At 70.4% G+C, this 22412-nt stretch carries 19 protein-coding genes, 1 tRNA gene, 1 other RNA gene and 1 pseudogene; 15 read left to right on the forward strand and 7 right to left on the reverse strand.

The annotated features are described in order from the left end of the window. Nucleotides 1-46 precede the first annotated feature (46 nt). Nucleotides 47-3178 (forward strand): BTAD domain-containing putative transcriptional regulator, encoded by a 3132-nt coding sequence (locus AB0M39_RS33085; RefSeq protein ID WP_365370318.1) that lies wholly within the window; start codon nucleotides 47-49, stop codon nucleotides 3176-3178. Nucleotides 3179-3241: 63 nt separating this feature from the next. Here AB0M39_RS33085 and AB0M39_RS33090 read toward each other — a convergent pair whose 3' ends face one another. The 6 genes from AB0M39_RS33090 to AB0M39_RS33115 all read right to left on the reverse strand — a co-directional run bounded on the left by AB0M39_RS33090 (nucleotide 3242) and on the right by AB0M39_RS33115 (nucleotide 9149). Continuing rightward, a complete protein-coding gene (locus AB0M39_RS33090; RefSeq protein WP_365370320.1) occupies nucleotides 3242-4078 on the reverse strand; it encodes an ABC transporter permease in 837 nt (278 codons plus the stop codon). Beyond that, entirely contained in the window at nucleotides 4075-5070 is a 996-nt protein-coding gene (locus AB0M39_RS33095) for an ATP-binding cassette domain-containing protein (protein WP_365370322.1), read from the reverse strand. Before AB0M39_RS33095 ends, AB0M39_RS33090 begins: the two co-directional genes overlap by 4 nt. 490 nt (nucleotides 5071-5560) lie before the next feature. Further along, the gene (locus AB0M39_RS33100) at nucleotides 5561-5941 is read right to left on the reverse strand and encodes a hypothetical protein (RefSeq protein WP_365370324.1); all 381 of its coding nucleotides are present in this window, start codon (nucleotides 5939-5941) and stop codon (nucleotides 5561-5563) included. 242 nt (nucleotides 5942-6183) lie between these two features. Further along, complete coding sequence (locus AB0M39_RS33105) at nucleotides 6184-7458, reverse strand: restriction endonuclease (RefSeq protein ID WP_365370326.1); 1275 nt, start codon at nucleotides 7456-7458, stop codon at nucleotides 6184-6186. Between the two features lie 258 nt (nucleotides 7459-7716). Next, nucleotides 7717-8385, reverse strand: a complete 669-nt coding sequence (locus tag AB0M39_RS33110) for an ATP-binding protein (protein WP_365370328.1) — start codon at nucleotides 8383-8385, stop codon at nucleotides 7717-7719. A 5-nt stretch (nucleotides 8386-8390) separates the two neighbouring features. Further along, nucleotides 8391-9149 carry a GntR family transcriptional regulator gene (locus AB0M39_RS33115; RefSeq protein ID WP_365370330.1) on the reverse strand — a complete coding sequence of 253 codons (759 nt, stop codon included), beginning with the start codon at nucleotides 9147-9149 and terminating at the stop codon, nucleotides 8391-8393. 478 nt (nucleotides 9150-9627) lie between these two features. Between AB0M39_RS33115 and AB0M39_RS33120 the strand changes: the two genes are divergently transcribed. The 12 genes from AB0M39_RS33120 (at nucleotide 9628) to AB0M39_RS33175 (ending at nucleotide 20528) form a co-directional block, all read left to right on the forward strand. Further along, nucleotides 9628-9891 carry a DUF6284 family protein gene (locus AB0M39_RS33120; protein ID WP_365370332.1) on the forward strand — a complete coding sequence of 88 codons (264 nt, stop codon included), beginning with the start codon at nucleotides 9628-9630 and terminating at the stop codon, nucleotides 9889-9891. Then, complete coding sequence (locus tag AB0M39_RS33125) at nucleotides 9891-10172, forward strand: DUF6303 family protein (protein ID WP_365370334.1); 282 nt, start codon at nucleotides 9891-9893, stop codon at nucleotides 10170-10172. The genes AB0M39_RS33120 and AB0M39_RS33125 overlap by 1 nt, the downstream gene beginning before the upstream one ends. After that, a complete protein-coding gene (locus tag AB0M39_RS33130) occupies nucleotides 10169-11152 on the forward strand; it encodes a DUF2637 domain-containing protein (protein WP_365370336.1) in 984 nt (327 codons plus the stop codon). Before AB0M39_RS33125 ends, AB0M39_RS33130 begins: the two co-directional genes overlap by 4 nt. After that, nucleotides 11149-12231: a phosphoadenosine phosphosulfate reductase family protein gene (locus AB0M39_RS33135; RefSeq protein ID WP_365370338.1), complete on the forward strand. Its 1083-nt coding sequence runs from the start codon at nucleotides 11149-11151 to the stop codon at nucleotides 12229-12231. The genes AB0M39_RS33130 and AB0M39_RS33135 overlap by 4 nt, the downstream gene beginning before the upstream one ends. Before the next feature lie 25 nt (nucleotides 12232-12256). Beyond that, complete coding sequence (locus AB0M39_RS33140; RefSeq protein ID WP_365370340.1) at nucleotides 12257-12754, forward strand: hypothetical protein; 498 nt, start codon at nucleotides 12257-12259, stop codon at nucleotides 12752-12754. Between the two features lie 14 nt (nucleotides 12755-12768). After that, on the forward strand, nucleotides 12769-13314 hold the full coding sequence (gene traA, locus AB0M39_RS33145; protein ID WP_365370342.1) for a plasmid transfer protein TraA: 546 nt from the start codon (nucleotides 12769-12771) through the stop codon (nucleotides 13312-13314). A gap of 78 nt (nucleotides 13315-13392) precedes the next feature. After that, on the forward strand, nucleotides 13393-15396 hold the full coding sequence (gene traB / locus AB0M39_RS33150) for a plasmid transfer protein TraB (RefSeq protein WP_365370358.1): 2004 nt from the start codon (nucleotides 13393-13395) through the stop codon (nucleotides 15394-15396). A gap of 155 nt (nucleotides 15397-15551) precedes the next feature. Continuing rightward, nucleotides 15552-15995, forward strand: a complete 444-nt coding sequence (locus AB0M39_RS33155) for a hypothetical protein (RefSeq protein WP_365370344.1) — start codon at nucleotides 15552-15554, stop codon at nucleotides 15993-15995. A 157-nt stretch (nucleotides 15996-16152) separates the two neighbouring features. Next, the gene (locus AB0M39_RS33160; RefSeq protein ID WP_365370346.1) at nucleotides 16153-16992 is read left to right on the forward strand and encodes a DNA primase; all 840 of its coding nucleotides are present in this window, start codon (nucleotides 16153-16155) and stop codon (nucleotides 16990-16992) included. Between the two features lie 2 nt (nucleotides 16993-16994). After that, entirely contained in the window at nucleotides 16995-18470 is a 1476-nt protein-coding gene (locus AB0M39_RS33165) for an ATP-binding protein (RefSeq protein ID WP_365370348.1), read from the forward strand. Nucleotides 18471-18944: 474 nt separating this feature from the next. Beyond that, nucleotides 18945-19160, forward strand: coding sequence for an excisionase family DNA-binding protein (locus AB0M39_RS33170; RefSeq protein WP_365370350.1), 216 nt, complete (start codon nucleotides 18945-18947; stop codon nucleotides 19158-19160). Between the two features lie 84 nt (nucleotides 19161-19244). Continuing rightward, nucleotides 19245-20528: a site-specific integrase gene (locus tag AB0M39_RS33175; protein ID WP_365370352.1), complete on the forward strand. Its 1284-nt coding sequence runs from the start codon at nucleotides 19245-19247 to the stop codon at nucleotides 20526-20528. Nucleotides 20529-20591: 63 nt separating this feature from the next. On the opposite strand, the gene AB0M39_RS33180 is transcribed toward AB0M39_RS33175, so the two are convergent. Beyond that, a tRNA-Ser gene (locus AB0M39_RS33180) sits at nucleotides 20592-20679 on the reverse strand. Between the two features lie 71 nt (nucleotides 20680-20750). Between AB0M39_RS33180 and ffs the strand changes: the two genes are divergently transcribed. Further along, nucleotides 20751-20849: signal recognition particle sRNA small type (gene ffs, locus AB0M39_RS33185), an RNA gene on the forward strand. 88 nt (nucleotides 20850-20937) lie between these two features. Continuing rightward, nucleotides 20938-22293: pseudogene (locus AB0M39_RS33190) on the forward strand (DNA polymerase III subunit gamma and tau); the annotation flags it as partial. Nucleotides 22294-22412 lie beyond the last annotated feature (119 nt).

A 22412-nucleotide genomic window follows, 5' to 3' on the forward strand; every position in this document is an offset into this window, starting at 1 on the left:
GGGCCCAAGGGGCCCGAGACGTCGGTGTGGCAATGGGGGACATGCGGTGCGAATAGTTCTGCTCGGTTCGGTTCAGGCGTACGCGGACGACGCGTCGCCGATCGCTGTCGGAGGCGTTCGGCTGCGCATGCTCCTGGCCCGGCTCGCCCTGGAGGCGGGCCGCGCGGTGTCCGTCGACGGACTGGTCGACGGGCTGTGGGGCGAGGACCCGCCCGCCGACGCCGCCAACGCGCTGCAGGCCCTGGTGTCCCGGCTGCGCAAGGCCTTGCGCGGGGCGGGAGCGATCGAGTCCGCGGCCGGGGGCTACCGGCTCTCCGTGCAGGCCGAGGACGTCGACGCCCACCGCTTCGAGGAACTGGCCGGGCAGGGCCGACGGGAGCTCGCCGCAGGCCGCTTCGACGAGGCGGCCTCGGCGCTCGGCGCGGCCCTCGCCCTGTGGCAGGGCGCGGCGCTGGCCGACGTCCTGGAGGCCCCGTTCGCCGGGTCGGCCGCCGCGCGCCTCGAGGAGGTGCGGGCCGCGGCCGCCGAGGACCGCTTCGACGCGGAGCTGCGGCTCGGCCGGCACGCCGAGGTGCTGGCCGACCTCGGTGCGGCCGGCGCCGCGCACCCGCTCAGCGAGCGCCTCGCCGAGCTGCGGATGCGGGCGCTGTGGGCGGCGGGACGGCAGTCGGACGCGTTGGCGACGTACGAGGAGATACGCGAGCGGCTGAGCGACGAGCTCGGCGTCGACCCCTCCGCCGAACTCCAGGAGATCCATCTGACCTTGCTCCGCGGCGAGCTGGAGCGGCCCGCGGCCAGGACCGAGACCTCGGCGAGCCGGCTCCCGGCCCGGCTGACCAGCTTCATCGGCCGGCAGACCGAGCTGTCGCAGCTCGCCGGGCTGCTCGCCGCCTCCCGGCTCGTCACCATCGTCGGCCCCGGCGGCGCCGGCAAGACCAGGCTGTCCATCGAGGCGGTCGCCCGGGACCGGGCCTTCGAGCGCGGCCGCGTGTGGTTCGTGCCGCTGGCCTCCGTGGGCGCGCCCGATCAGCTGGCCGACGCCGTCCTCGGCGCGATCGGCTCCACGGACGGCGGCCTGTACGACGCGGGCCCGACCCAGCAGACCGCGCCGGTCGACCGGATGGCCGAGCTGCTCGACATCGGCGACGCGGTCCTCGTCCTCGACAACTGCGAGCACCTCGTCGACGCGACCGCCGAGCTCGCCGGCCGGCTCCTGGAGCGGCTCCCCCAGCTGAGGATCCTCGCCAGCAGCAGGGAGCCCCTCGCCATCACCGGCGAGGCGCTCTGCCACCTCGGCCCGCTCGCCGTGCCCACCGGAGCGCCGGAGCCCGCCGTGGCCGAACAGGCGGACGCGGTACGCCTCTTCGCCGACCGGGCCGCCAGCGTCCGGCCCGGCTTCGCGATCGACGACTCCACCGTCGGCGCCGTGGTGGAGATCTGCTGGCGCCTCGACGGGATGCCGCTCGCCCTGGAGCTGGCCGCGGCCAAGCTCCGCTCGATGAGCGTGGACCAGATCGCCCGCCGCCTCGACGACCGCTTCCGGCTGCTCACCTCGGGCAGCCGGACCGCCCTGCCGCGCCAGCGCACGCTGCTCGCGGTGGTCGAGTGGAGCTGGGACCTGCTCGACGAGCCGGAACGGGTGCTCGCCCGCAGGCTGTCGGCGTTCCCCGGCGGCGCCACCATCGCCGCCCTGGAGGCGGTCTGCGCGGATGCCGCTCTGCCGGTCGGCGACGTGCTGTACGTACTGGACGCACTGATCGAGAAGTCCCTGGTCACCGCCTCCGAAGCGAGCGACGGCGAACCGCGGTACCGGATGCTGGAGACCGTGCGCGCCTACGCGGCCGCCCGGCTCACCGCGTCCGGGGACGACGTCTCCGCTCCCTTCTCCGCGTACTGCCTCTCCCTGGCCGAGGAGCACGAGCCCCGGCTCCGTACGGGCGAACAGCTGGACGCCATCGCGGTCTTCGACGCCGAGCACGCCAACCTGGTCCTCGCGCTGCGGACGGCCGTGGAGGCCGGGGACGGCGCCCTGGCCTCCCGGTTCGTCGAGGCGATGTTCTGGTACTGGGGGGTTCGAGGGATGAACACCCAGCTGGAGGCGGCGCTGGCCGATGTGCGCAGGCTCGGCGCGGGCGACGCGCTGCCCCGGGCGCACTCGCTGGTCAGCGAGGTGGACTCGGCGGGGGCGCGGGAGTTCCATCCCGCGGGCATGCTGCTGCGGATCTCCCGGCTCGCCTTCTCCGAAGGGGAGTCGGAGTCCGCCGACAGCGCGCTGCGGCGGTCGATGGACTCGCCGGACCCCTGGGTGCGGGCCAGTGCCCATCTGGCGTACGACTTCGTCCTCACCGAGCAGGGCGATCTGCGGACCGGCGCCCTCTCCCGCCTGGAGGCGCTGCGCGGCTTCGAGGCGGTGGGCGACCGCTGGGGCCTGGTGATGAGCCTGATGCCGGTGGGCAGGGACCATTCGCTGCGGGGCGAGTACGCGGCGGCCGTCGCCACGTTCGAGCGGGCCGTGGCGCTCAGCTCCGAGCTCGGCACCGAGGACTTCCTCTATCTCAGCAAGGCCAGACTGGCGCGGGAGCGCCGGCGCAGCGGCGATCTGGACGGCGCCCGGCGCGACCTGGAGTCCGCGCTCCGCCAGGCCAAGGAGCGCAGCCACCGGCGGCTCGAGGCCAACATCCTGGTGGGCCTCGCCAATCTGCACCGCCGGGCGGGCGACCTCGGGCAGGCCAACGGGGTCCTCGACCGGCTGGAGGCCCTGGTGCGGCGGCGGGCCATCCCGGTCGAGGTCGCCGAGGACCTGATCGTGAGCACCCGGATGGAGAACCGGCTGGCGGAGGGGGACGCGGCCGAGGCCCGTGCGCTGCTGCCGCAGGCTGCCGCCGCGCTGTTCGCCCAGGGCGCCGGGGCCGGTCTCGCCTGGGTCGCGGAGCTGCTCGGCGGGCTGCTGGCGCTGGAGGACGACCCCGTGGGCGCGGCCGTCGCGCTCGGCATGAGCGAGGTCGTCCGCGGGGCCTTCGACGAGGGCGAGCCGGAGCTGCGGGAGCTGGTCGACCGGCTCGTCGTACGGCTCGGCGAGGAGGGCTACCGGGAGGCGTACCGCGAGGGGGCCGGACTGCCGAGGCAGGACGCGCTGAACCGGCTGGCCGAGAAGGTCGGCCAGCCGGTCGCGTCCTGAGCGAGGGAGATCAGACGCGCGTGCCGCGCGAGGTGGTTCGACTCGCTTCCTGAGCAAGCTGGTTCAGCCCGCGTTCTTGCGGTAGGCGCGCATCGCCAGGGGGAAGAAGACCGCGATCACACCGGCCATCCAGCAGACGCTGCCGAGCAGCGGGCCGGCGACCTCGCCGCCGTTGAGCAGACCGCGCATCGTGTCGGCCATCAGGCTGACCGGGTTGACGTCCGACCAGGCCTGCAGCCAGCCCGGCATGGTCTCCGCCTTGACGGCGACGTTGCTGGCGAAGGTCATCGGCAGGATCACGACGGTCATCAGCCCCTGGACCGTGCCGGGGGTCTTGGCGAGCATGCCGATGTACACCGACAGCCAGGAGAAGCTGAATCCGAAGGCGAGCAGCAGGCCCATCGCGGCGACGGTGGACAGCGGGTCGGTGGTGATCCGGTAGCCCATGACCAGCGCGAGGGCGATCAGCGTGCCGAGGCACACCACGTACCGGACGACGTCGGCCAGCACGGCGCCGATCAGCGGGCTGGAGCGGGCGATCGGCATGGAGCGGAACCGGTCGAACATCCCGGTGCCGGCGTCGGCGTTGAGCGCGGTGCCGATGGCGACGCTGGCCTGGAAGACGGTCATCACCATGATGCCGGGGGCGATCGACTGCAGATAGGCGTGGCTGTCGCCGCCCGAGATGGCGCCGCCGAAGAGGTAGACGAACATCAGCAGGAAGATGATCGGGGTGAGGACGACGTCGACGAAGACGACCGGCGTCTTGAAGAACTTGGTGACGTTGCGGCCGGCCAGGGCGAAGCTGTGCCGCATGGTCCGGCCGAAGCCGGGGCGGAGCGGGGACGCCGAGGCGTGCTGGACGGCCGCGGGGGCGGGGGTGATGGTCTGGGCGCTCATGCCGCGGTCCTCTCGGAGACGGTGTCGGTGGTCTTCTTGCCGTTGCTCTGCTGGTCGTCGGCGGTGCGGCCGGTGAGGGCGAGGAAGACCTCGTCCAGGCTGGGCAGTCGCAGGCCCAGCTCGTCGGCGGCGATGCCGGCCGCGTCCAGCCGCCGGGCCACGGCGGACACCAGCAGCGGGTCTTCGGCGGGGACGGCGAGCAGACCGGTGTTCTGCTCGCGGGAGGGGACGGCGCCGGTGAGCTCGGTCAGGATCTGGGCGACCTGGTCCACATCGGCGGTCAGCGTCGGGCGCACCTGCATGATCTGGCCGCCGACCCGCCGCTTCAGCTCCCCGGGGCGGCCCTCGGCGACCACCCGGCCGCGGTCGACGACGGTGATGGAGTCGGCGAGTTGGTCGGCCTCCTCCAGGTACTGCGTGGTGAGCAGCACGGTGGAGCCGTCGTTCACCAGCTGCCGGACCACGTCCCACACCTCGTTGCGGGCGTGCGGGTCGAGGCCGGTGGTCGGCTCGTCCAGGTAGATCACCTGCGGCCGTCCGACGAGGCTCGCCGCGAGGTCGAGGCGGCGCCGCATACCGCCGGAGAAGGTGCTGATCGGCTTGCTCGCGGCCTCGGTGAGCGAGAACTGCTCGAGCAGCTGGGCGGCCCGCGCCTTGGCGGCGCGCTTGGACATGTCGAGCAGCCGCCCGATGAGCACCAGGTTCTCGGTGCCGGTCAGGGTCTCGTCGACCGAGGCGTACTGCCCGGTGAGCCCGATGAGCTGCCGCACCCGCACCGGGTCCCGCACCACGTCGTGCCCGCCGACGGTGGCGTGCCCGGCGTCGGGCCGCAGCAGTGTGGACAGGATCCGCACGGTGGTGGTCTTCCCGGCCCCGTTCGGACCGAGCACCCCGATCACCTTCCCGGTCGGCACTTCCAGGTCGACGCCGTCCAGTGCGACGAAGTCTCCATAGCGTTTGACCAGACCCTCGGCCCGGATGGCGTACGACATGTGGTTTCTCCCCTTCGGACCCGTTCGGACCCGCTCGCCGTTCTCGATGGACACGACGATGCCGGGGGTGCCTGACAGGGGACGGCCAGCGCGCTGACAGGATCCGCGGACCCCTGTCAGCCCCTGACAGGGGCGGCGCGCCACGGTCAGCAAGGGGCGGCGGGGGACGGGGAGTACGGCGCGGCCGGGGACCCGCGCATGATGCGCCCGGGCCGGGCGGAGGCCAGTGTGCCCGGGAACGACGAAGGCCCCGGCCAGTCGGAACTGGTCGGGGCCCGCGTCTATTGCCCGGTGAGAGCAATGGCGGAGGATACGAGATTCGAACTCGTGAGGGGTTGCCCCCAACACGCTTTCCAACTGTCCGCGCGGCCGTACAGGGGCGTTCAAGGAGGTTCAGTCGGCAGGCCAGACGGGGTGCGCGTACAGAGGCGAACGGGTGCGACCGTCAGCACACTGGACAAAGACCAGGACAACAACTGGATGCCTGCTGCTACTCCTTGCCAGCGTCTTCCTCGCCCTGCGCGCTCTTGAACTCCATATTGGGGTGGGAGAAGCGCCGGTCCCCGCCCACATTTGAGACGACGCACGCGTCACCCGTCGAGTCCGTGTCGACGGCGTCAGCGGACCCGTCCTCACGGATTGCCCACGCCACAACTGGCTGGGAGGACTCCCAGCCTTCGCCCTTGTCGAACCACGTGATCACCCATCCTCCACCGGGTGCAATCCCAACGATCCGGTTGGCCTCGCGGACTTCCTTGAACCCTGCCATCTCGTCGGCGCACATCAGCCGGTTCCGCAGCAGCACCAAAGCCCGCCCTTCGTCGTCCCAGGCATGCACGGGCTTGGTCAGCGTGACGTTGTTTTCATTCACATACACGACTTCCGTAGGCACAGACGGGACGAGCATGAGACCTCCGGGGCAACGGCTGAGACGACTCCTCCCAGTCTCGGAGACCGCGAGCGGCTGAAGGACCGCGTCGCCAAAATCTGTCCGAGAAGTGTCGAGTGCTATGCATGTGGACCAGCCCTTTTCCTGTCGCAGGACGGTTGGGTGAGGGGGCTCGTCGTCGGCATGCGCAGGTGGCGGAGCCTGATCGACTGACTTCTCTGCTTCTACTCAAGCAGAATCTCTTCAGGCCGCCGGTTTGTGATCGTGGTCTCCCGGCCGGTCAGTATGTGCTCAATGCAGGCTCTGAGATCTCCGCCGTGATCGTCCCGGGCCATGCTCCTGAGCTCCCGAGCTAGGTCCAGCCCGTTGATCAGTACGATCGGATACTGGTCTTCGACCATTTCCGTCTGTGCGGCCACAGAGTAGGCCCCGGTTGTGACGTATACACCGATCCAGCCGCGTCGCAGCCGGGCCACGACGCGAGCGATCTGCTCGGCAGTGACCAGGTTGTTGAGCTTGACGCACTTAGCCTGTCCGAGGACGACGAGACTGGTGCCAGCCAGCCTGCTGCCGATGTCGAGCCGGCCTACGAAGTCCGCCCCACCGTCGCCGGACCGACGGGTCAGCCACCCCTCTAGGTAACTGTTCCCGGCCCCGCGCAGCAAACTTGCCGCGACTGCAGAGGCCACGGCCTCGAAGTCGTGCTTCCGCCCGTCGAAGTACTTGTAGATCAGTTCCAGATCCTTGGCCTCGATGGTTCCCGGCTTGGGCCGCTGCTCAGGCACCTTGGTCACCTTGGCCCGGGCAACCCGCCGGCGGAGCCTGGGCAAGGCCGAGTTCCCGTGCTTAACCCACTCACGCCAAGCCCGCGGAGCATGTTCGAGCGTCGTCGCGTCGGTCACGGTTTTGTCTCTGCGGGCGTCGATCCACTCCCATGAGACCTTGTCGTCTTCGTCCGTAAGGTCGATGAGGGCAATGTCGTAGACGTAGTTCGTGAACGTCGTGTGGTCGCTGCCGCCCCACTGCACCAGCCGCTCGGCTCGCTCGATGATGCCCAGCCCGCAGAACTCGACGTGCCCCTTGACCTTGCCGCTGCGCGAGACCGCGCGGAACAGCAGCAACGGGATGGCGGTCGCGCGCTCCTCCGGAGTGTGTCCCTGGTGCCCGGTGAAGGCATCAAGCAGGGCCGCATTGCCGTTAGTTTTTCCGGGCGCGACGGTGGTGGTGGCCTTGTGGTCACCGAAGTAGCGGACGTGCCCGTTGTCCATATCGAACACGTCGTGCCAGGGTGTCTGCTCGGTGCCGGCCTTCCAGGGACTCGATCGAATGAGGATCACAGGCCGCCGCTCCCCCTCCAGCGTCCGGATCTTTGCCATGCCGTTGATCCCGGCCTCCAGCAAGGCCCGGGCAAGCTCTGGTGAGTGAGTCACGTGGTGAAAGTTGGGGTACCCGTCCAGCTCTGCTGGCTCTGGATCCTTACCGGTCGCGTAGCGAAACACTTGACCAATACGCAACTGACCACCCACTTGTGCCCCCACCTCATCACTGGCCTAACGATCTTCGCTGAGAGTAGCGGCGGCGACTGACAAGAGGGGCAGACTGGCACCACGCCAGACGGAGCGCTGGGCAGCGAACCCACGTCACCTACTTCGCATTGCCTGGAAAGCAAAACGATGCACGCCAGCAATGTCTGGCATGCACCGCCAAAGCGGAGGCAGTCTCGCGGCAACGCGCTGGCCTCCTATGCCCCGATGTCGTCAGAGACGAGACGCTTCTAGAGCCGCGATCACGGCCGAAGTATCACCGTCGTACAAGAGGTGCGGTTCGTCTGCCTGAGGGGGGACGAACCGGGTGCGGTACCGCTGCAGGTCGCTCTCGGAGAAGTAGATCGCGTTGGGATCGTTCGCGTGGAACTCGTTGCGCTTGCTGATCCTCGCCCAGAGCTCCTCATGGCTGGCCGCGAGGTAGACGAGGACAGGTGTGGCACCGGCGTCGCTCGCGATGGCGCGCCATCTAGCCCGGTCCTCCGGAGTCCAAAAGCCATGGTCAACGACGACATCGTGCCCCTGCTTGAGCTGCTCACTGAGGTCGGCCGCCACGTCATCCAGGACTGGCCGCTCAAGGGTGGGAAAGACGCCCCGCGGGAAGTCCACGCCATAGACGCCATGTCGCCGGAACATCTCTTCGTCCGGGCACAGCCGTACGAACCCGCGAGCGGTGAGAGCGCGGGAGAGGGTGGTCTTGCCTGAGCCGGGAAGCCCGGCCATCAGGACACAGAATGGCGGGTGTGGGGGCATCGGTCTCGTCATTGCTCGGGAGGTGGTGGCCACCTCGGCTTCGGCCTCGGACGTGATTGTGTCAGTCATGCCGGCCGCAGGCAGTGCCTCTAGACGGTCGTCCAGCACGCTTTCGGGCGTGCCATCCATGACTGTCACGGGGAGACCTCTGACTCCGTGCGCCATGTGCGGCCGGGACCGCCGAGGTCCACGCCGTACTCCACGATGCTGCCCTCGCTGTCGACGAACTTCGCTGTCATCACGACCACTGGCTCCGTGGGCGGGCTGGCAGGATCCAGTTCCAAGAGCCGTGCATACTCCGGCGTCAGCGCATGGGCTGAAGCTGTGTCGATGCGGTGACTGATCGGGTGGCCGGTTACCTGGGCGATGAGCTGGAGAGAGGTTCCCCCCGTCAGACGCTCACTCGCTGCTAGTTGGGGGATCAGCTTCGCGTACCGAGCGGGAATCCAAGACGTGCTGTGAGCCACGATGCCGTGCCGGTCCCTGTAGACCCGGCTACGACGGACAACGTCCGAGCCGGGCTCAATGTCCAGTGCTTGCGCCACTTCGGCGGGTGCGGGCACTACGGCCGCCTGATGCGAGTCGGACCTTTCTCCCGCCCCCCAGCTGGACCCTGTGCGACGCCCTCTGTCCTGCCGCTGGGAGCCCGAAGACATCGGACCGGGCCGGTCCAGCACTTCGGTCCCGATGCCGTGGATGCCTCGAACAAGCCCCTCGTTGCGCAGCTTTCGCAAGGCTTTCTCGGCCGTCGCGGTGCTTACCTTCCACTCTTCCGAAAGGTTCTTGATGCTCGGCAAGAGCGTTCCGGGCTGTAGCTGACCAGAGGTAATCAGCTCCATGTAGTGGGCGGCAATCCTCGCGTACGGCGCTCGGTTGTCGGCCTGGCCTGCCACGTCGCTTGCTCCTTGTCGTCACTTCCCTGGGGTTCCCTAGCTTACCGCTTGACACCGCAGGGAACCCTAGGGAACCTTAGGGATGTGCCCGCCGGTCGGTCCAACTGACCAACGGGTGCCAGACCTTGACACGCCTGGGCTCAGAACTGGCCTGGTCGAGGTAAGGGGCCCGGGACAGAGCGGGCTGAGGGCACCGGATCCCTGGTCAACCGGATGGCTAGGCCGAAAGGCCAGCGTCTCCATACGCCTACAACGGGAGCCCGTGTTCCCGAAGGAGACACCAGCAGCACGCGAGAACTCAGCCCCGGCATCCAGCCGCGAGGGCGCGGGATCGACTCCCGCCCGGGGCACTCCGGCCGCTGCTCGCGGCCGTGCCGCGCATAGCGCGGCTGATCGCCTACAACGGCGCGCGGCCCCGGTGCTGGAACACCGGGGCCGCTGTTCGGGCCGTTCCGCCCTGTGAGAGGAACCACGACCCATGAAACACATCGTTGCTGTTCAAGCGGCTGTTACCCGCGACGGGCACGACGGCGGTCCGACGGCCGCTGAGCTGGACGCGATCGAGTGCGAGATGCCGCTGATCGAGGCGGAAGTCGAGTTGCTGGACGTGCGGATCAGCCTGCTGGACCGCACGCCCACCGAGGTGGACCACCAGCGCATCCGCCGGGCGCGGCGCAAGGTGCTGGCCGCGCGCCGGACCCTGTCGAACCAGGGCCGCACCGCCTCGTCGGCGGTGGCCTGATGGCGGCCGTGTTCACGGCTCAGATGTCCATGCGCGAGGGCCGGTGGCGCTTGTACGTGGTGCTGATGAACACCACCGAGCGGTGGCCGGAGTACCGGTTCGGCCCGGCGGTACCGACGTTCACGGACCGCGTGAACGCGCTCAACGTCCTCGGGTTCGAGCCGCTGCCAGACGCCACGTGGGAGTGGACCGAGGACACCGAGACCCACGACGACCCCGCCTCTCCGGTCATCCTGATCGCTGCAGTCGGGGTGCGTTCACGGACGGGGGCGATCGCGTGAACGCCGTTCAGATCCGTTCAGCGGAGCGTGCACTGTCGGTCGGCACGTGGTTGATCGTGGCGGGCGCGATGCTGTACTCGATCCTCACCGTCACCCCCCTCGCCGCCGCCCACACCCCCGACAAGTGGGACTGGACCGCGCCGATCCTGCCGCTCGTGGTGGACGCGGCGGTCGTGATCGTGGTCCGGCTCGATGCGGTGCTGGCCCGTCTCGGGGGTCACGGCGGCCCGTGGCCGGTGGTCCTGCGCTGGATGACCGGCTGCATGACCCTCGCCCTGAACGTCGCCGACTCCGCCCTGAAATACGACCTGGTCGGCGTGGCCGTGCACGCCGTCGCCCCGCTGCTGCTGATCGTCACCTCAGAGACCGGGCTCGCCTACCGGCGGGCCATCACTGCCGCCGTTGCGGAGCTGGAAGACAAGCAGCGCACGGAGCGGGCGGCCCGTGAGCGGGCGATGGACGAACGGCGCGAGGCCGCGGTACGGCGGGCCCGCGAGGAGCGCGAGCACGCCGCGCTGCTGGCCCGTGAACAGCGTGAGCACGAAGCCCGGTTGGCACGTGAACAAGCTGATAGGGAAGAGCGGGCCCGCCATGAGGAACGCGAGCAACAGGCCGCCCACGAGGCTGCCGAGCGCGAGGCTCGTAAACGCGTTGAACGCGAGCGTGAACAACAGCGGCAGGAGCGTGAACGCCGTCAACGCGAGGACGCCGATCGCCAAGACCGTGAACACGCTGAGCGCGAGGAGCGTGCCGAGCGTGAGCGTGCCTCGCTGCTGGCCCTGGGACCGGCCACGGAGAAGTTCGCCGAGGACCGGGCCCGCAGGCTCGTGCAGGCCGCGTTCCAGTCCAGGCTCCCGGTGCGGGCGGCTGCTGAGCTGTGCGGCTGGTCGGTCGGCTGGGTCTCCACCCGCTACGCCGAGCACCGCGCCCCCGGCCACCCGGCCGCCGCGTCGCCGGCGCTGGAAGGAGCCAGCGCATGACCGCACGCAGCAAGAAGCAGCGCGTCGTGGCAGACATGTTCCCCGGCATGGCCGACCGCATCACCGGACGGCCGCCGAAGGCAGAGGTCGAGCCTGAGGCGCTGACCTTGGACGAGGCGATCGCCCGCTCGTTCGCCATCCTCGATCGGGTCCTGGCCGCGTTCCCGGTGGAGGCCGTGATCGGGCTGTTCTCCGGAGGCAACGACTCGGTAGTCGTCAACCATTTGTTCCGCCACCGCGTGAACGCGATCGCCCACGTCAACACCGGTACCGGTATCCCGGAGACCACTCAGCACGTTCGCGATGTGGTCGCCGCCTGGGGCCAGCGCCTGCACGAGCTGCGCCCCAAGCACTCCTACCGGGATCTCGTACTCGGCAACGTGCTGTCGACGCGAGGGAAGAGCATCGGCCGTGTGGTGTGGAAGGGCTTCCCTGGCCCGGCCGGGCACTCCGTGATGTACCGGCGGTTGAAGGACGAGCCGTTGCAGCGCCTGCGGGGGCAGATCATCGGCCGCCGTGGACGCTCCCGGAACCTCGTCTACCTGGGCGGGATGCGGTGGGCGGAGACCGACCGCAGGTTCCGCAACGCCGAAGAGGTCGACCGCGAGGGTGCCCTGCTCTGGGTCTCCCCGATCGTGCACTGGACCGACGCCCACATGCGCGAATACCGCGCCCGGCATCGCTGCAACCTCCCTCACCAGCACGCCGAACACCAACTCTGCTGGCCCGATGCACTGCCGCTGAACGCGGTCACCGTTCATCTGCACATGTCGGGGGAGTGCCTGTGCGGGGCGTTCGCCAAGCCCAATGAACTCGACGAGATCGAGTTCTTCTACCCCCATGCCGCCAAGCCCCTTCGGGATTTGCAGCGCGAGGCCGAAGCACTCGGGTTGACCGCGTGCACGTGGGGCCAGCGCCCGCCCGGCTCGCGCCGACGTCGCCCGGCCGGGCGACTGTGTGCCAAGTGCGACGGCATCGAGGGACAGGCCGATCTCCTCGCCGAATGGCGCGAGTCCGGTCTGATCACCCCCGGCCAGTACGCCACCTTCACCCGCGCCGACGAGCAGCGCGCCGCCTGATCCCCTTCGACCTGGGAGTTTCGCTGTGTCCAGCCGTACCCGTACCCGCGCCGCGAAGTCGGCGGCGGGTGTCCACACGGTCCGTGTCCCGCGTCAGCGCGGGCGTGGCTCCGACCCGTTAGTGATCGTCGTGCCCGAGCGCCCGTCCCTGACCCGCGAGGCGCTCGGCTTCATCGGCCGCTTGCTCTGGCGCTTCCGCTCCGCCCTCGCCCCGACCGGCCTGTCCGTGGTCGCGTTCGTCGTGGCCGCGCTGCTGCACCTGACCGCGTGGTGGTCCGGTCTCGTGCTCGCCCCCGTCGCCGCGCTGCCGGCGGTGTGGCTGCTGGTCATGCAGCGCCGCCGCCCCGCGCGCGGTTCCACCCTGCATTGGCGCATCGGCCTGACCGCGCTCGCCACGCTCGCGGCCGTGTGGCTGGCGCTGGCCGCCGGGTTCGGCCCGCTCGCCGGTCCGCTGGTGCTGCTGTGGCTGCTCATCTGGATCGCCGCGCAGACCACGTGGTTCATCGTCCGCCCGTCCCGCTGACCTGAGGAGAACCGATGGCGCAGAACACCAACGGCCAGCGTCCGCGCGGGCCTGTGAACGACCCGAAGACCGGCAAGTTCGCCAATGCCGGTGCCGCCGCGGGCGGGTTCGTCGGCGCGCTGGGCGGCTCGCTCGTGCCGCCGATCAACGTCACCGTGAACAACAGCAAGAGCGGCGCGGGGGCGAACGGTCGCCGGCCGCATGCCGAGGCGCTGCTGCCCGCCCCGGAGTTCACCTCCCCGGCGCAGGTGCGGCACTACTGCAACACGCTGCGGGCGGCGGCCGTGACGCTGTCCATCGAGGTCGCGATGGGCTCGGAGATCCTCAAGGGCGTGCTCGCGGCCGTGCCCGACCCGGAGGGGCGGGCGTTCGGCTCGCGCATCCGCGCGGCGAAGGTGGCCCGGAAGCTGAACCGGGCCGCCGACGATCTGAGGGACGCGGCCAAGAACGCCGCCGCCTGCTACTCCGCCTTCCAGCAGGAGTTCGAGGAGGAGATCAACCGGGTCCGTCACCGTGCCCGCAGGCCGCAGCAGCCGCCCATGAACTGGGCCCAGCAGTAAGAGAGGGGGCATCACGCGATGACCAGCAGCAACCGGCGCGGGCGGCACGCCACCGGGTTCCTGGACGACGGGACGACCATGGCCGCCTTCAACGCTCCCGACCACGCCTCCGGTGGTGGTGTGGGCGTCTATCTCCTGAACCGGGCGATGCCGCACCTTCCTCCGTGGCTGGCCGCCGCCGGCGTCGGCATCGCCGGCGGGCTGGGCAGTCTCCAGTGGGCGCAGAGCGCGGCGGCCGGGGTCGGTCTGACCCTGGCGTCCGTCGCGCTGACCGGCGCGACGTGGTGGATGGGCAAGTCCACCACCCAGCAGCGGCGTCTGCACTCCGCCGTCACCGTTGCCGCTGGGTCGACGTGGCTGACGGCCGCGTGTCTGGCCGGGCCGACGGCGGGCCCGCTGGGCGACATGTATCTGATCGGCGGGCCGGTGCTGGCGCTGTCGTGGAACATACGGATGATCCTGCGCCGCAACGCCGACCCCACCGGCCAGAGCGGCGACAAGGGCCTGTTGGAGAAGGTGGGGCTGGCGCGGGCGCAGATCGGCAACGTCACGGTGGAGCCGAACCGGGTCACCGCTCCCATCGCGCTGGAGCCGGGCGAGCAGACGAACGAGGACGTCTCCAAGGCTCTGGGACGCCTCGCGTCCGCCCTGGATCTGCCGACCTCCGCCCTGCGCTACACCCCCAACCCCGACTCCGCGCGGCGCGGCGAGCTGGTCATCGTTCCTGAGGACATGCTCGCTGAGTTCGTGGAATGGGCGGGCCCGTCGAACCTGGGCGGCTCGATCGCCGATCCGCTGGTGATCGGACGCTACGACGACGGCTCCCCCCTCGTGCTCTGGCTCCCCGGCGACCCCGAGGCCAAGAGGAACTCCACCCACGTCCTGATCGCCGGCGGCACCGGGTCGGGCAAGGGCGATGCCGCGTTGAACCTCCAGACGGAGATCCTCTCCCGCCGGGACGTCCTGCTGTGGCTGTCCGACCCGAAGATGTTCCAGGACTTCCGGCCCCTGCTCCCCGGCATCGACTGGGCGGCCGAGGGCGGCACCCCCACCGAGGTCATGGTGGAGGCGATCAAGGCCGCCATCCCGGCGCGGACCGCGTGGCTGGGCAAGCACTCCTACCGCCAGTGGCTCCCCGAGTGCGCCGAGCGGCAGACCAGCACCGAGCACACCTGCCGCTCGGACGGGCGGGCGTGCGGCTGTGAGGGGATGCCGTTCCTGGTGGCGTGGATGGAGGAGGCGGCGAACACCCTCCGGGCTCTGGGGGACGACGTGTTCACCGGGATCGCTCAGGAGGCCCGGTCCGCCGGCGTGTCGCTGGTCGTGTCGCTTCAGCGGCCGTCGTACGACCAGATGTCCACCTCGACGCGGGCGTCGCTGCCGTCGGTGGTGGCGCTCGGCTGCGACCCGCGTGACGAGGGGTTCAGCCTCCCCGAGGCGGTCATCGACGCGGGTGCCCACCCCGGCGCGTGGGGCAACCGCCGGCCCGGCTACTGCTACGTCGTCAGCCCCGGCATCGACGAGACCCGCTATCCCTCGCCGGGCCGGACACAGGCGTTCACGCACCGGTCGGTGTCCCGCATGGAAGTCCTCGCGGCGTGGGCGCAGCGCAACGGCGCGACCGCCGACCCGATTACCGCGGGGGCCGCCTCCGGCGTCGCAGGGCGTGCCTACACCGGCCGACCCGGCGACGAGGCGACCGCACCGGCCGTCATGGAGGAGGACGACATGGACGAAACCGGGTACGGGCCGCTGGTCGATCCCGAGGACGAGGACATCGACCCCGAGGCGGAGCTCCCCGAGCCGGAGCAGGGCGACGACGCTCCGATCTTCGGGCAGGACACGGGCCGCAGGCCGTCCCCGGAGGCAGCCCGCGACCTGTTCGCTCAGGCGCTGGCCGACTTCGAGCGCGAGGGACAGATGGTCGTGGGGCCGGTCGACTTCAAGGACTGGTGCGACGCCCACGGGCTGTCCCGCCCGTGGGTGTCCCAGCAGCTCAAGGAGGCGTACATGGAGGGCCGGTTGAAGGAGACCGGCAAGACCGGACGCTGGCGCATCGTCCCGACCCTGACACCCGCCTGACGCCTGACACCGTCAGGGCCGCCTGACACCCAAACCCCTAGGCAGACCCGGTGTCACGCGCTCCTGACACCACCCGCTGACACCCCCTGACACCCACCCGCACGGGCCCGCGCCACCACCGTGGCGCGGGCCCGCCGCCATCCCAGGGAGGTCCGATGACCGACGCCGAACGGCCCACGGCCGTCGAAGTCCATCACCTGCAACCGATCACCCTGCACCCGCCCACCGCACCGCTCGTACCCATACAGTCCGGCACCGTCCCGGCGGTGCAGAGCATCGTGCTCCCCGACGGACGAGTGATCACGGGCTATGCCCTCACCCCGGCCCCGGTGCCCGTCGAGACGAGGCCGGCCGCGTCTCGGACGGCGGCGAACATCGCGCTCGGCGGCATCGGGTTCGCCGCTGTGTGCGGCGGGCTGGTTCTGCTCACCTCGTTCATCGTCGCGCTGGCCGCGTTCGTCCAGCAGCTCATCGTCCTCGCCGCCGTCGTCTTCGGCGGCTGGATCGCCGTGCAGGTCTTCGGCCACCGCCCCGCAAGCGGCGGGACCACGGTGAACATCCGCAAGGCCGTGATCAAACGGAACAAGTTCTACGGCTAGCTACGCCAAGGGCGGCCCCAGTCCGGGACCGCCCTTGTCAGCCAGTACCCCTCTAAGGAACTGGAGACCAACCAGCATGACTCAACCCACCGACGTCCGGCGAGTGCACGGCTCAAGGCCGCGCGTTCCTGGCTTCCCGCGTGCTGTAGGCGGCGGCATGAGCGAGCACCTGCACACAGCCCGCCGACTCGCGGCCGACGGCCTGCCCGTGCTGCCGCTACGCAAGGGCAAGGTGCCCTTCGGCAACTGCCCGGCGTGCGCAAAGAATGCATGCGGCGGCCGGCCGAACATGAAGACCCCCGGCCCCTGCACCTGCCCGCACCCGTGCCACGGCTGGGCCGCCGCCACGACAGACCCCGGCGTCCTCGCCTCCCCGGCATGGGCGTCCGCGTGGCGCAGGGCCGCCGCCGTCGCCTACCACCCCGGCGGCGGCGGGATGACCGTGGTCGACCTCGACAACGCGGCGGCCGTCGACTGGGCCCGCGCCACCCTGCCCGCCACCCGCACCGTGCCGACGACACGGGGCGAGCACTGGCTCTACCAAGGCGTCATGCGGTCCGTGAACGGCGTCCGTGACGGCGTCGACATCAAGTCCACGATGTCCTACGCCCGGTGGCTCGGTCCCGGCACCAACAGCATGACCGCCCTGCCGGAGGCCGTGCGCGCGCTCGCCGTGAAGGAACCCGCCACGGTCCGGCCGGCGTCGCAGACCATCGCCGTCCCCGCGCGGGCCGAGGGCGGGGAGTGCCGCCACCGCACGCCCGCCTACCTGGATCGCGGGATCGCCATGGCCGAGCAGCGCATCACCGAGGCCCGCAGCGCGGTGCACACCACGGTCTACCGGACGTTCCTCGCTGTGCTGTCCGTCCACGGTCGGTGCGGGTGCCTCACGGACGCCCATATCGCCAGGCTGTTCACCGCCGCGCAGGCCAAGGGCGAGTCCCCCCGGCACTGCGCCGACGCGTGGGCCAACGCCTGCGCGAGTCTGGGGCTGTAGCCATGTCCGACGACGACAAGACCCCGGCCCGCGAGGTCATCGCCGACTACGCCCAAGAGCACTTCCGGTACTTCCGCACCGCCGACGGGACCGTGTTCGCGCAGAAGAACGGCCATCCCGTGGCCCGTCCGATCCGCTCTCAGGGCACCTCGGGCAGCCACCGCCAGGAACTCATGGTCGGCCTGTTCAAGGACGGCTACGGCGTGTTCAACGGGACCGCGCTCAAGGAGGCGTTGGACTTGATCGAGGCACTGGCGATGAGCCAGGACGTGCAGCCCGTACACATCCGCGTCGCGCCGGGATTCGACGGCGCGACGTGGCTCGACCTGGGCCGCAACGACGGGCAGTCCGTCCGCATCCACCCCACCGGCTGGGACGTGCTCACCCCCGACCCGCGCGAGGTGTGCTGGCGGCGCACCCAGCTCACCGGCGAACTGCCGCTGCCCGCCAAGGACACCGACGGCAAGGGCGTCGACCTCCTGCTGCGGCTGTGCAACTTCGCAGGCGCCGAGACCGAATGCCTGGCCGTCGCCTGGCTCATCGGCTGCCTCGGGCCGTCCGTGCCCGTCCCCGCCCCGTTCCTCACCGGCCCGCAGGGCGCGGGCAAGTCCACCGGCGGGCGGATGCTCGTGCGGATCATCGAGGGCATGAGCGGCGACCTGCGCCGCGCTCCGAAGGACGAGGAGAACCTGATCGCGGCCGTGGCCGCCGGATGGGTCACCGCCCTGGACAACCTCTCCCACCTGGCCCCGGATCTCTCCGACCTGATGTGCTGCATCGTCACCGGAGCCGAGACCATCAAACGCGCCCTGTACACCGACGGCGACGTCGTCCGCGCCCGCTACCGCCGCCCCCTGCTCCTGACCGGCATCGACGTCGGCGTCATCCGCCCCGACCTCGCCGAACGCCTCCTCCCGCTTCGCCTGGAACGCCCCCGCGTCCGGCGCACCGAGGCCGAACTGTGGACGGAGTTCGAAGAGGTCCTGCCCGTCGTCCTGGGGTCTCTCCTCGACCTCACCGTCAAGGTCCGCGCGGCCGAGGCCGACATCCCCACCGATCTGCGCATGGCCGACTTCGCCCATCTGTGCGCACAGCTCGACGCGGCGACCGGTCTGGGAGCGCTCAACGCCTACCGGACCAGCCTGGACGACCTCAACGACGACGTGATCGAGGGTGATCTCCTCGCCCAGACCGTGCTGCAGCACGCCGCCGGCATGGATGCGGGCGCGGAGGCACGCATGAGCTCCGCCGAGTGGCTCCACTGCCTCACCCGCCTCTACACCGGCGAAGACTGCCGCCCCCTGCCCAAGGGCTGGCCCACCACGGGCAAAGTCCTCTCCGACCGGCTCAAGCGACTCCAGCCGACCCTCGCCGCCCGCGGCGTCCTCATCGACTGGGGCCGCACCAAAACAGCCCGCTACATCGAGATGACCCGACCGCCGGCACCGCCGTCACACGAGCAGGAGCAGGTGTTCTGACCTGCGGCACCACGACCGATCCGCACAAGCAAGAGGAGCACCACGGGCCAGGCGTGCTCCTCTTGCTGTTCGGCGCAACGCGCCGCCCGATGGTCGCGCCGCGCAGCGGCTCCTTCTTCACGCTCTGCGCCGCGCCGCACCACAACAGACACCCCCCTTCTCTTGTCCGAAGGAAAGGGACGCTGCGTCACCCGCGTCACCCGGCTACGTAGAACGGCCCGTGACCTGCCACTACAGCGGTGACGCAGACGGACAGTGGCTGCGTCATCCCGCGTCACCCGCGTCACCGATGACGGACGGCCCGTGTCACCGGTGACACACGCCCTGCCCCTCTGCGTCACTCAAAACCGCAGGTCAGGCGCGCGAATGACGCAGATGACGCGGTGACGCAGAAATCCACACCTCGGACAGGCGCGCCCTCCGCTACCTCCGCAAGGCCCCCAAATCCTCCTTCGGTTCCAGGGAGATCTCTGCATGGACACGCCCCCCGTCGACGCATTCGACACCACCCTCGTTCTCCTCACCGTCGAGGAGGCGGCCCGTCGCCTTCGTATCGGCCGGACCACATGCTTTGCGCTCATCCGCACCGGAGAGCTGGAGTCCATCGACGTCGGCCGTCTCCGTCGCGTCCCTGCGGACGCGCCCGCCGAATACGTCGCCCGCCGACGCGCAGCCCAACGCGCCGCCTGACGACGCCCGGGGCGGCGGCACTCCCGGACAGGAAAGCCCGCCGCCCCGGTCCCCATCCCGACACCAACAAACAGGAGCCTGCCTGTGGCAGAGAAGAAGAAGGGCACCCGCCGCGCCAACGGCGAATCCGCGATCTACTTCGGGAAAGACGGCCGTTGGCACGCCCGTGTGCCGATGGGCTACAAGGACAACGGGGAGCCGTACCGCCGACACCTGACGCGCAAGACGCGCGAGGATCTGGTCGACGAGGTCAAGAAGCTGGAGAAGCAGCGCGACGCGGGTTCGGCGCGTCAGCCCGGCAAGCCGTGGACGGTCGGGAAATGGCTTCAGCACTGGGTTGAGAACATCGCCAAGCCGACCGTCAGCGAGAACACGTACGACGGGTACGAGGTCGCCGTTCGCGTTCACCTCGTGCCCGGTGTCGGCAAGCACCGCCTTGACCGCTTGGAGCCCGAGCACCTGGAGAGTCTGTATCGCCGTATGCAGGCGAACGGGGCGCGCAAGGCCGGTACCGCTCATCAGGCTCACCGCACCGCCCGAACCGCTCTGGGGGAGGCGGTACGGCGTGGTCACGCGGCAAGGAACGCTGCCGCGTTGGCGAAGCCGCCGCGGATGGAAGAGGACGAATCAGAGGTAGAGCCCTACTCCGTGGAAGAGGTCCAGTGCCTGCTGCTGGAAGCCAACAAACGCCGGAACAGCGCTCGCTGGATGCTGGCACTGGCGCTCGGACTGCGGCAGGGCGAGACGCTCGGGCTGCGCTGGTCTGACGTCGACCTGGGCAACGAGTACCTGAAGCTGCGGCGGAACCGTCTGCGCCCCAGGTACGAGCACGGGTGCCCGGAAGCCTCACCGTGCGGCCGGAAGGCGGGGTACTGCCCGGGCAAGGTGCAGGTCCGGCGCGAGACCAAGAACACCAAGTCCCGAGCGGGCCGGCGTGCCGTGCCCCTGCCTGGTCCGCTGGTCTCGATGCTCCGCGCCCATGCCGAGACGCAAGCGCGCGAGCGGAAGGCGGCCGGCGACCTGTGGGCCGAGTCGGACTATGTGTTCACCAAGCCCCTGGGCGGCCCCTTGAGCCCGAACACGGACTACCACGACTGGAAGCGTCTGCTGGAAGACGCGGGGGTTCGGAACGCTCGGCTGCACGATGCCCGGCACACGGCCGCCACCGTGCTCATGCTGCTCGGGGTCCCGGACCGGGTCATCGATCAGATCATGGGGTGGGAGCCGGGCACCTCCGCAAGCATGCGGGCCCGGTACCTCCACGTGCCGGACGCCATGCTCAAGGACGTGGCCCGGAAGATCGCGGAAGCCATCTGGGGACCGCCGGACACGCGCCCTGTGGACAAAAACCAGGACAACGAGGTCTGAGGACAACGTCGAAGGGCCCCACCGCGAGGTGGGGCCCTTCAACGTATTGCCCGGTGAGAGCAATGGCGGAGGATACGAGATTCGAACTCGTGAGGGGTTGCCCCCAACACGCTTTCCAAGCGTGCGCCCTAGGCCTCTAGGCGAATCCTCCGCGGCAAACAATACAAGACGCTGAGCCGTGCTCGCGAACTCGTTCCCGCCCCGGACATCAGGTACCCTGTGCGGAGCCCCTCACGTGGCGCTATCTGACTGAACTCCCCCAGGGCCGGAAGGCAGCAAGGGTAGGTCGGCTCTGGCGGGTGCGTGGGGGGCGCTTGCGTTCCCGGGCGGGGGCGCTTCGTTCCCGGCGGGGGCGGGCGTCGTCCGAGGGCGGCGCCGGTTGTCAGCGGGCCCCGATAACCTCGTAGGCGTGTCGTCCCTTGCGCTGTACCGCCGCTACCGCCCCGAGTCGTTCGCCGAGGTCATCGGGCAGGAGCATGTCACTGACCCGCTGCAGCAGGCCCTGCGGAACAACCGGGTCAATCACGCGTACCTGTTCAGCGGGCCGCGCGGGTGCGGGAAGACGACCAGTGCGCGCATCCTCGCCCGCTGTCTGAACTGTGAGCAAGGTCCCACCCCGACGCCCTGCGGCGAGTGCCAGTCCTGCCGCGACCTCGCGAGGAACGGACCGGGGTCGATCGACGTCATCGAGATCGACGCCGCTTCGCACGGTGGCGTGGACGACGCCCGTGACCTGCGGGAGAAGGCCTTCTTCGGGCCGGCGAGCAGTCGGTACAAGATCTACATCATCGACGAGGCCCACATGGTCACCCCGCAGGGCTTCAACGCTCTGCTGAAGGTGGTCGAGGAGCCGCCGGAGCACCTCAAGTTCATCTTCGCGACCACCGAGCCCGAGAAGGTCATCGGGACCATCCGGTCCCGGACCCACCACTACCCCTTCCGTCTCGTCCCCCCGGGCACCCTGCGGGAGTACCTCGGGGAGGTCTGCGGGCGGGAGGAGATCCCCGTCGCCGACGGCGTGCTGCCGCTCGTCGTGCGCGCCGGGGGCGGGTCCGTGCGTGACTCGATGTCCGTCATGGACCAGCTGCTCGCCGGCGCCGCCGACGAGGGTGTGACGTACGCCATGGCCACCGGCCTCCTCGGGTACACGGACGGGTCGTTGCTCGACGCGGTCGTGGACGCCTTCGCCTCGGGCGACGGGGCCGCGGCCTTCGAGGTCGTGGACCGCGTCATCGAGGGCGGCAACGACCCGCGGCGCTTCGTCGCCGACCTGCTGGAGCGGCTGCGGGACCTGGTGATCCTGGCCGCCGTGCCGGACGCCGGGGACAAGGGCCTCATCGACGCGCCGGCCGACGTGGTCGAGCGGATGCAGGCGCAGGCGTCCGTGTTCGGGGCGGCCGAGCTGAGCCGCGCGGCCGATCTGGTCAACACCGGGCTGACGGAGATGCGCGGGGCGACCTCGCCGCGCCTCCAGCTGGAGCTGATCTGCGCGCGGGTGCTGCTGCCCGCCGCCTTCGACGACGAGCGCTCGGTGCAGGCCCGGCTGGACCGGCTGGAGCGGGGCGCGACCCTCTCGAGCGGCGGCCCCGGGCCCGCGATGGGGTACGTCCCCGGGCCGGAGTTCCAGGGCCACGCTCCCGTGCCGGCGACGCCTGCCGGGCAGGGCCCCGCCGCGGCGCGCGCCGCCGTACGGAACGAGCCCCCGGCTCCCGCTCCCACCCCCGCTCCCGCGCCGGAGGCCCCCGCTCCCGCCCCCGAGCCCACGCCCGCTCCCGCGCCGACCGAGCATATGGCGCCGGCCGCGTACGCCAGCGCCGCGATGGCGATCACGGCGATCGGGTACAGGCCCGAGGCGGGCAGCGCCACATGCCGCAGTCCATAGGC

It is taken from the genome of Streptomyces sp. NPDC051907 (assembly GCF_040681075.1).
Classification (GTDB): Bacteria; Actinomycetota; Actinomycetes; order Streptomycetales; family Streptomycetaceae; genus Streptomyces.

Coding starts and splice junctions, on each gene's coding strand:
- traB (WP_365370358.1), top strand. CDS start 13,393: ATGGCCGCCTTCAACGCTCCCGACCACGCCTCCGGTGGTGGTGTGGGC.
- AB0M39_RS33135 (WP_365370338.1), top strand. CDS start 11,149: ATGACCGCACGCAGCAAGAAGCAGCGCGTCGTGGCAGACATGTTCCCC.
- AB0M39_RS33090 (WP_365370320.1), bottom strand. CDS start 4,078: ATGAGCGCCCAGACCATCACCCCCGCCCCCGCGGCCGTCCAGCACGCC.
- AB0M39_RS33170 (WP_365370350.1), top strand. CDS start 18,945: ATGGACACGCCCCCCGTCGACGCATTCGACACCACCCTCGTTCTCCTC.
- AB0M39_RS33165 (WP_365370348.1), top strand. CDS start 16,995: ATGTCCGACGACGACAAGACCCCGGCCCGCGAGGTCATCGCCGACTAC.
- traA (WP_365370342.1), top strand. CDS start 12,769: ATGGCGCAGAACACCAACGGCCAGCGTCCGCGCGGGCCTGTGAACGAC.
- AB0M39_RS33160 (WP_365370346.1), top strand. CDS start 16,153: ATGAGCGAGCACCTGCACACAGCCCGCCGACTCGCGGCCGACGGCCTG.
- AB0M39_RS33095 (WP_365370322.1), bottom strand. CDS start 5,070: ATGTCGTACGCCATCCGGGCCGAGGGTCTGGTCAAACGCTATGGAGAC.
- AB0M39_RS33125 (WP_365370334.1), top strand. CDS start 9,891: ATGGCGGCCGTGTTCACGGCTCAGATGTCCATGCGCGAGGGCCGGTGG.
- AB0M39_RS33120 (WP_365370332.1), top strand. CDS start 9,628: ATGAAACACATCGTTGCTGTTCAAGCGGCTGTTACCCGCGACGGGCAC.
- AB0M39_RS33110 (WP_365370328.1), bottom strand. CDS start 8,385: ATGGATGGCACGCCCGAAAGCGTGCTGGACGACCGTCTAGAGGCACTG.
- AB0M39_RS33155 (WP_365370344.1), top strand. CDS start 15,552: ATGACCGACGCCGAACGGCCCACGGCCGTCGAAGTCCATCACCTGCAA.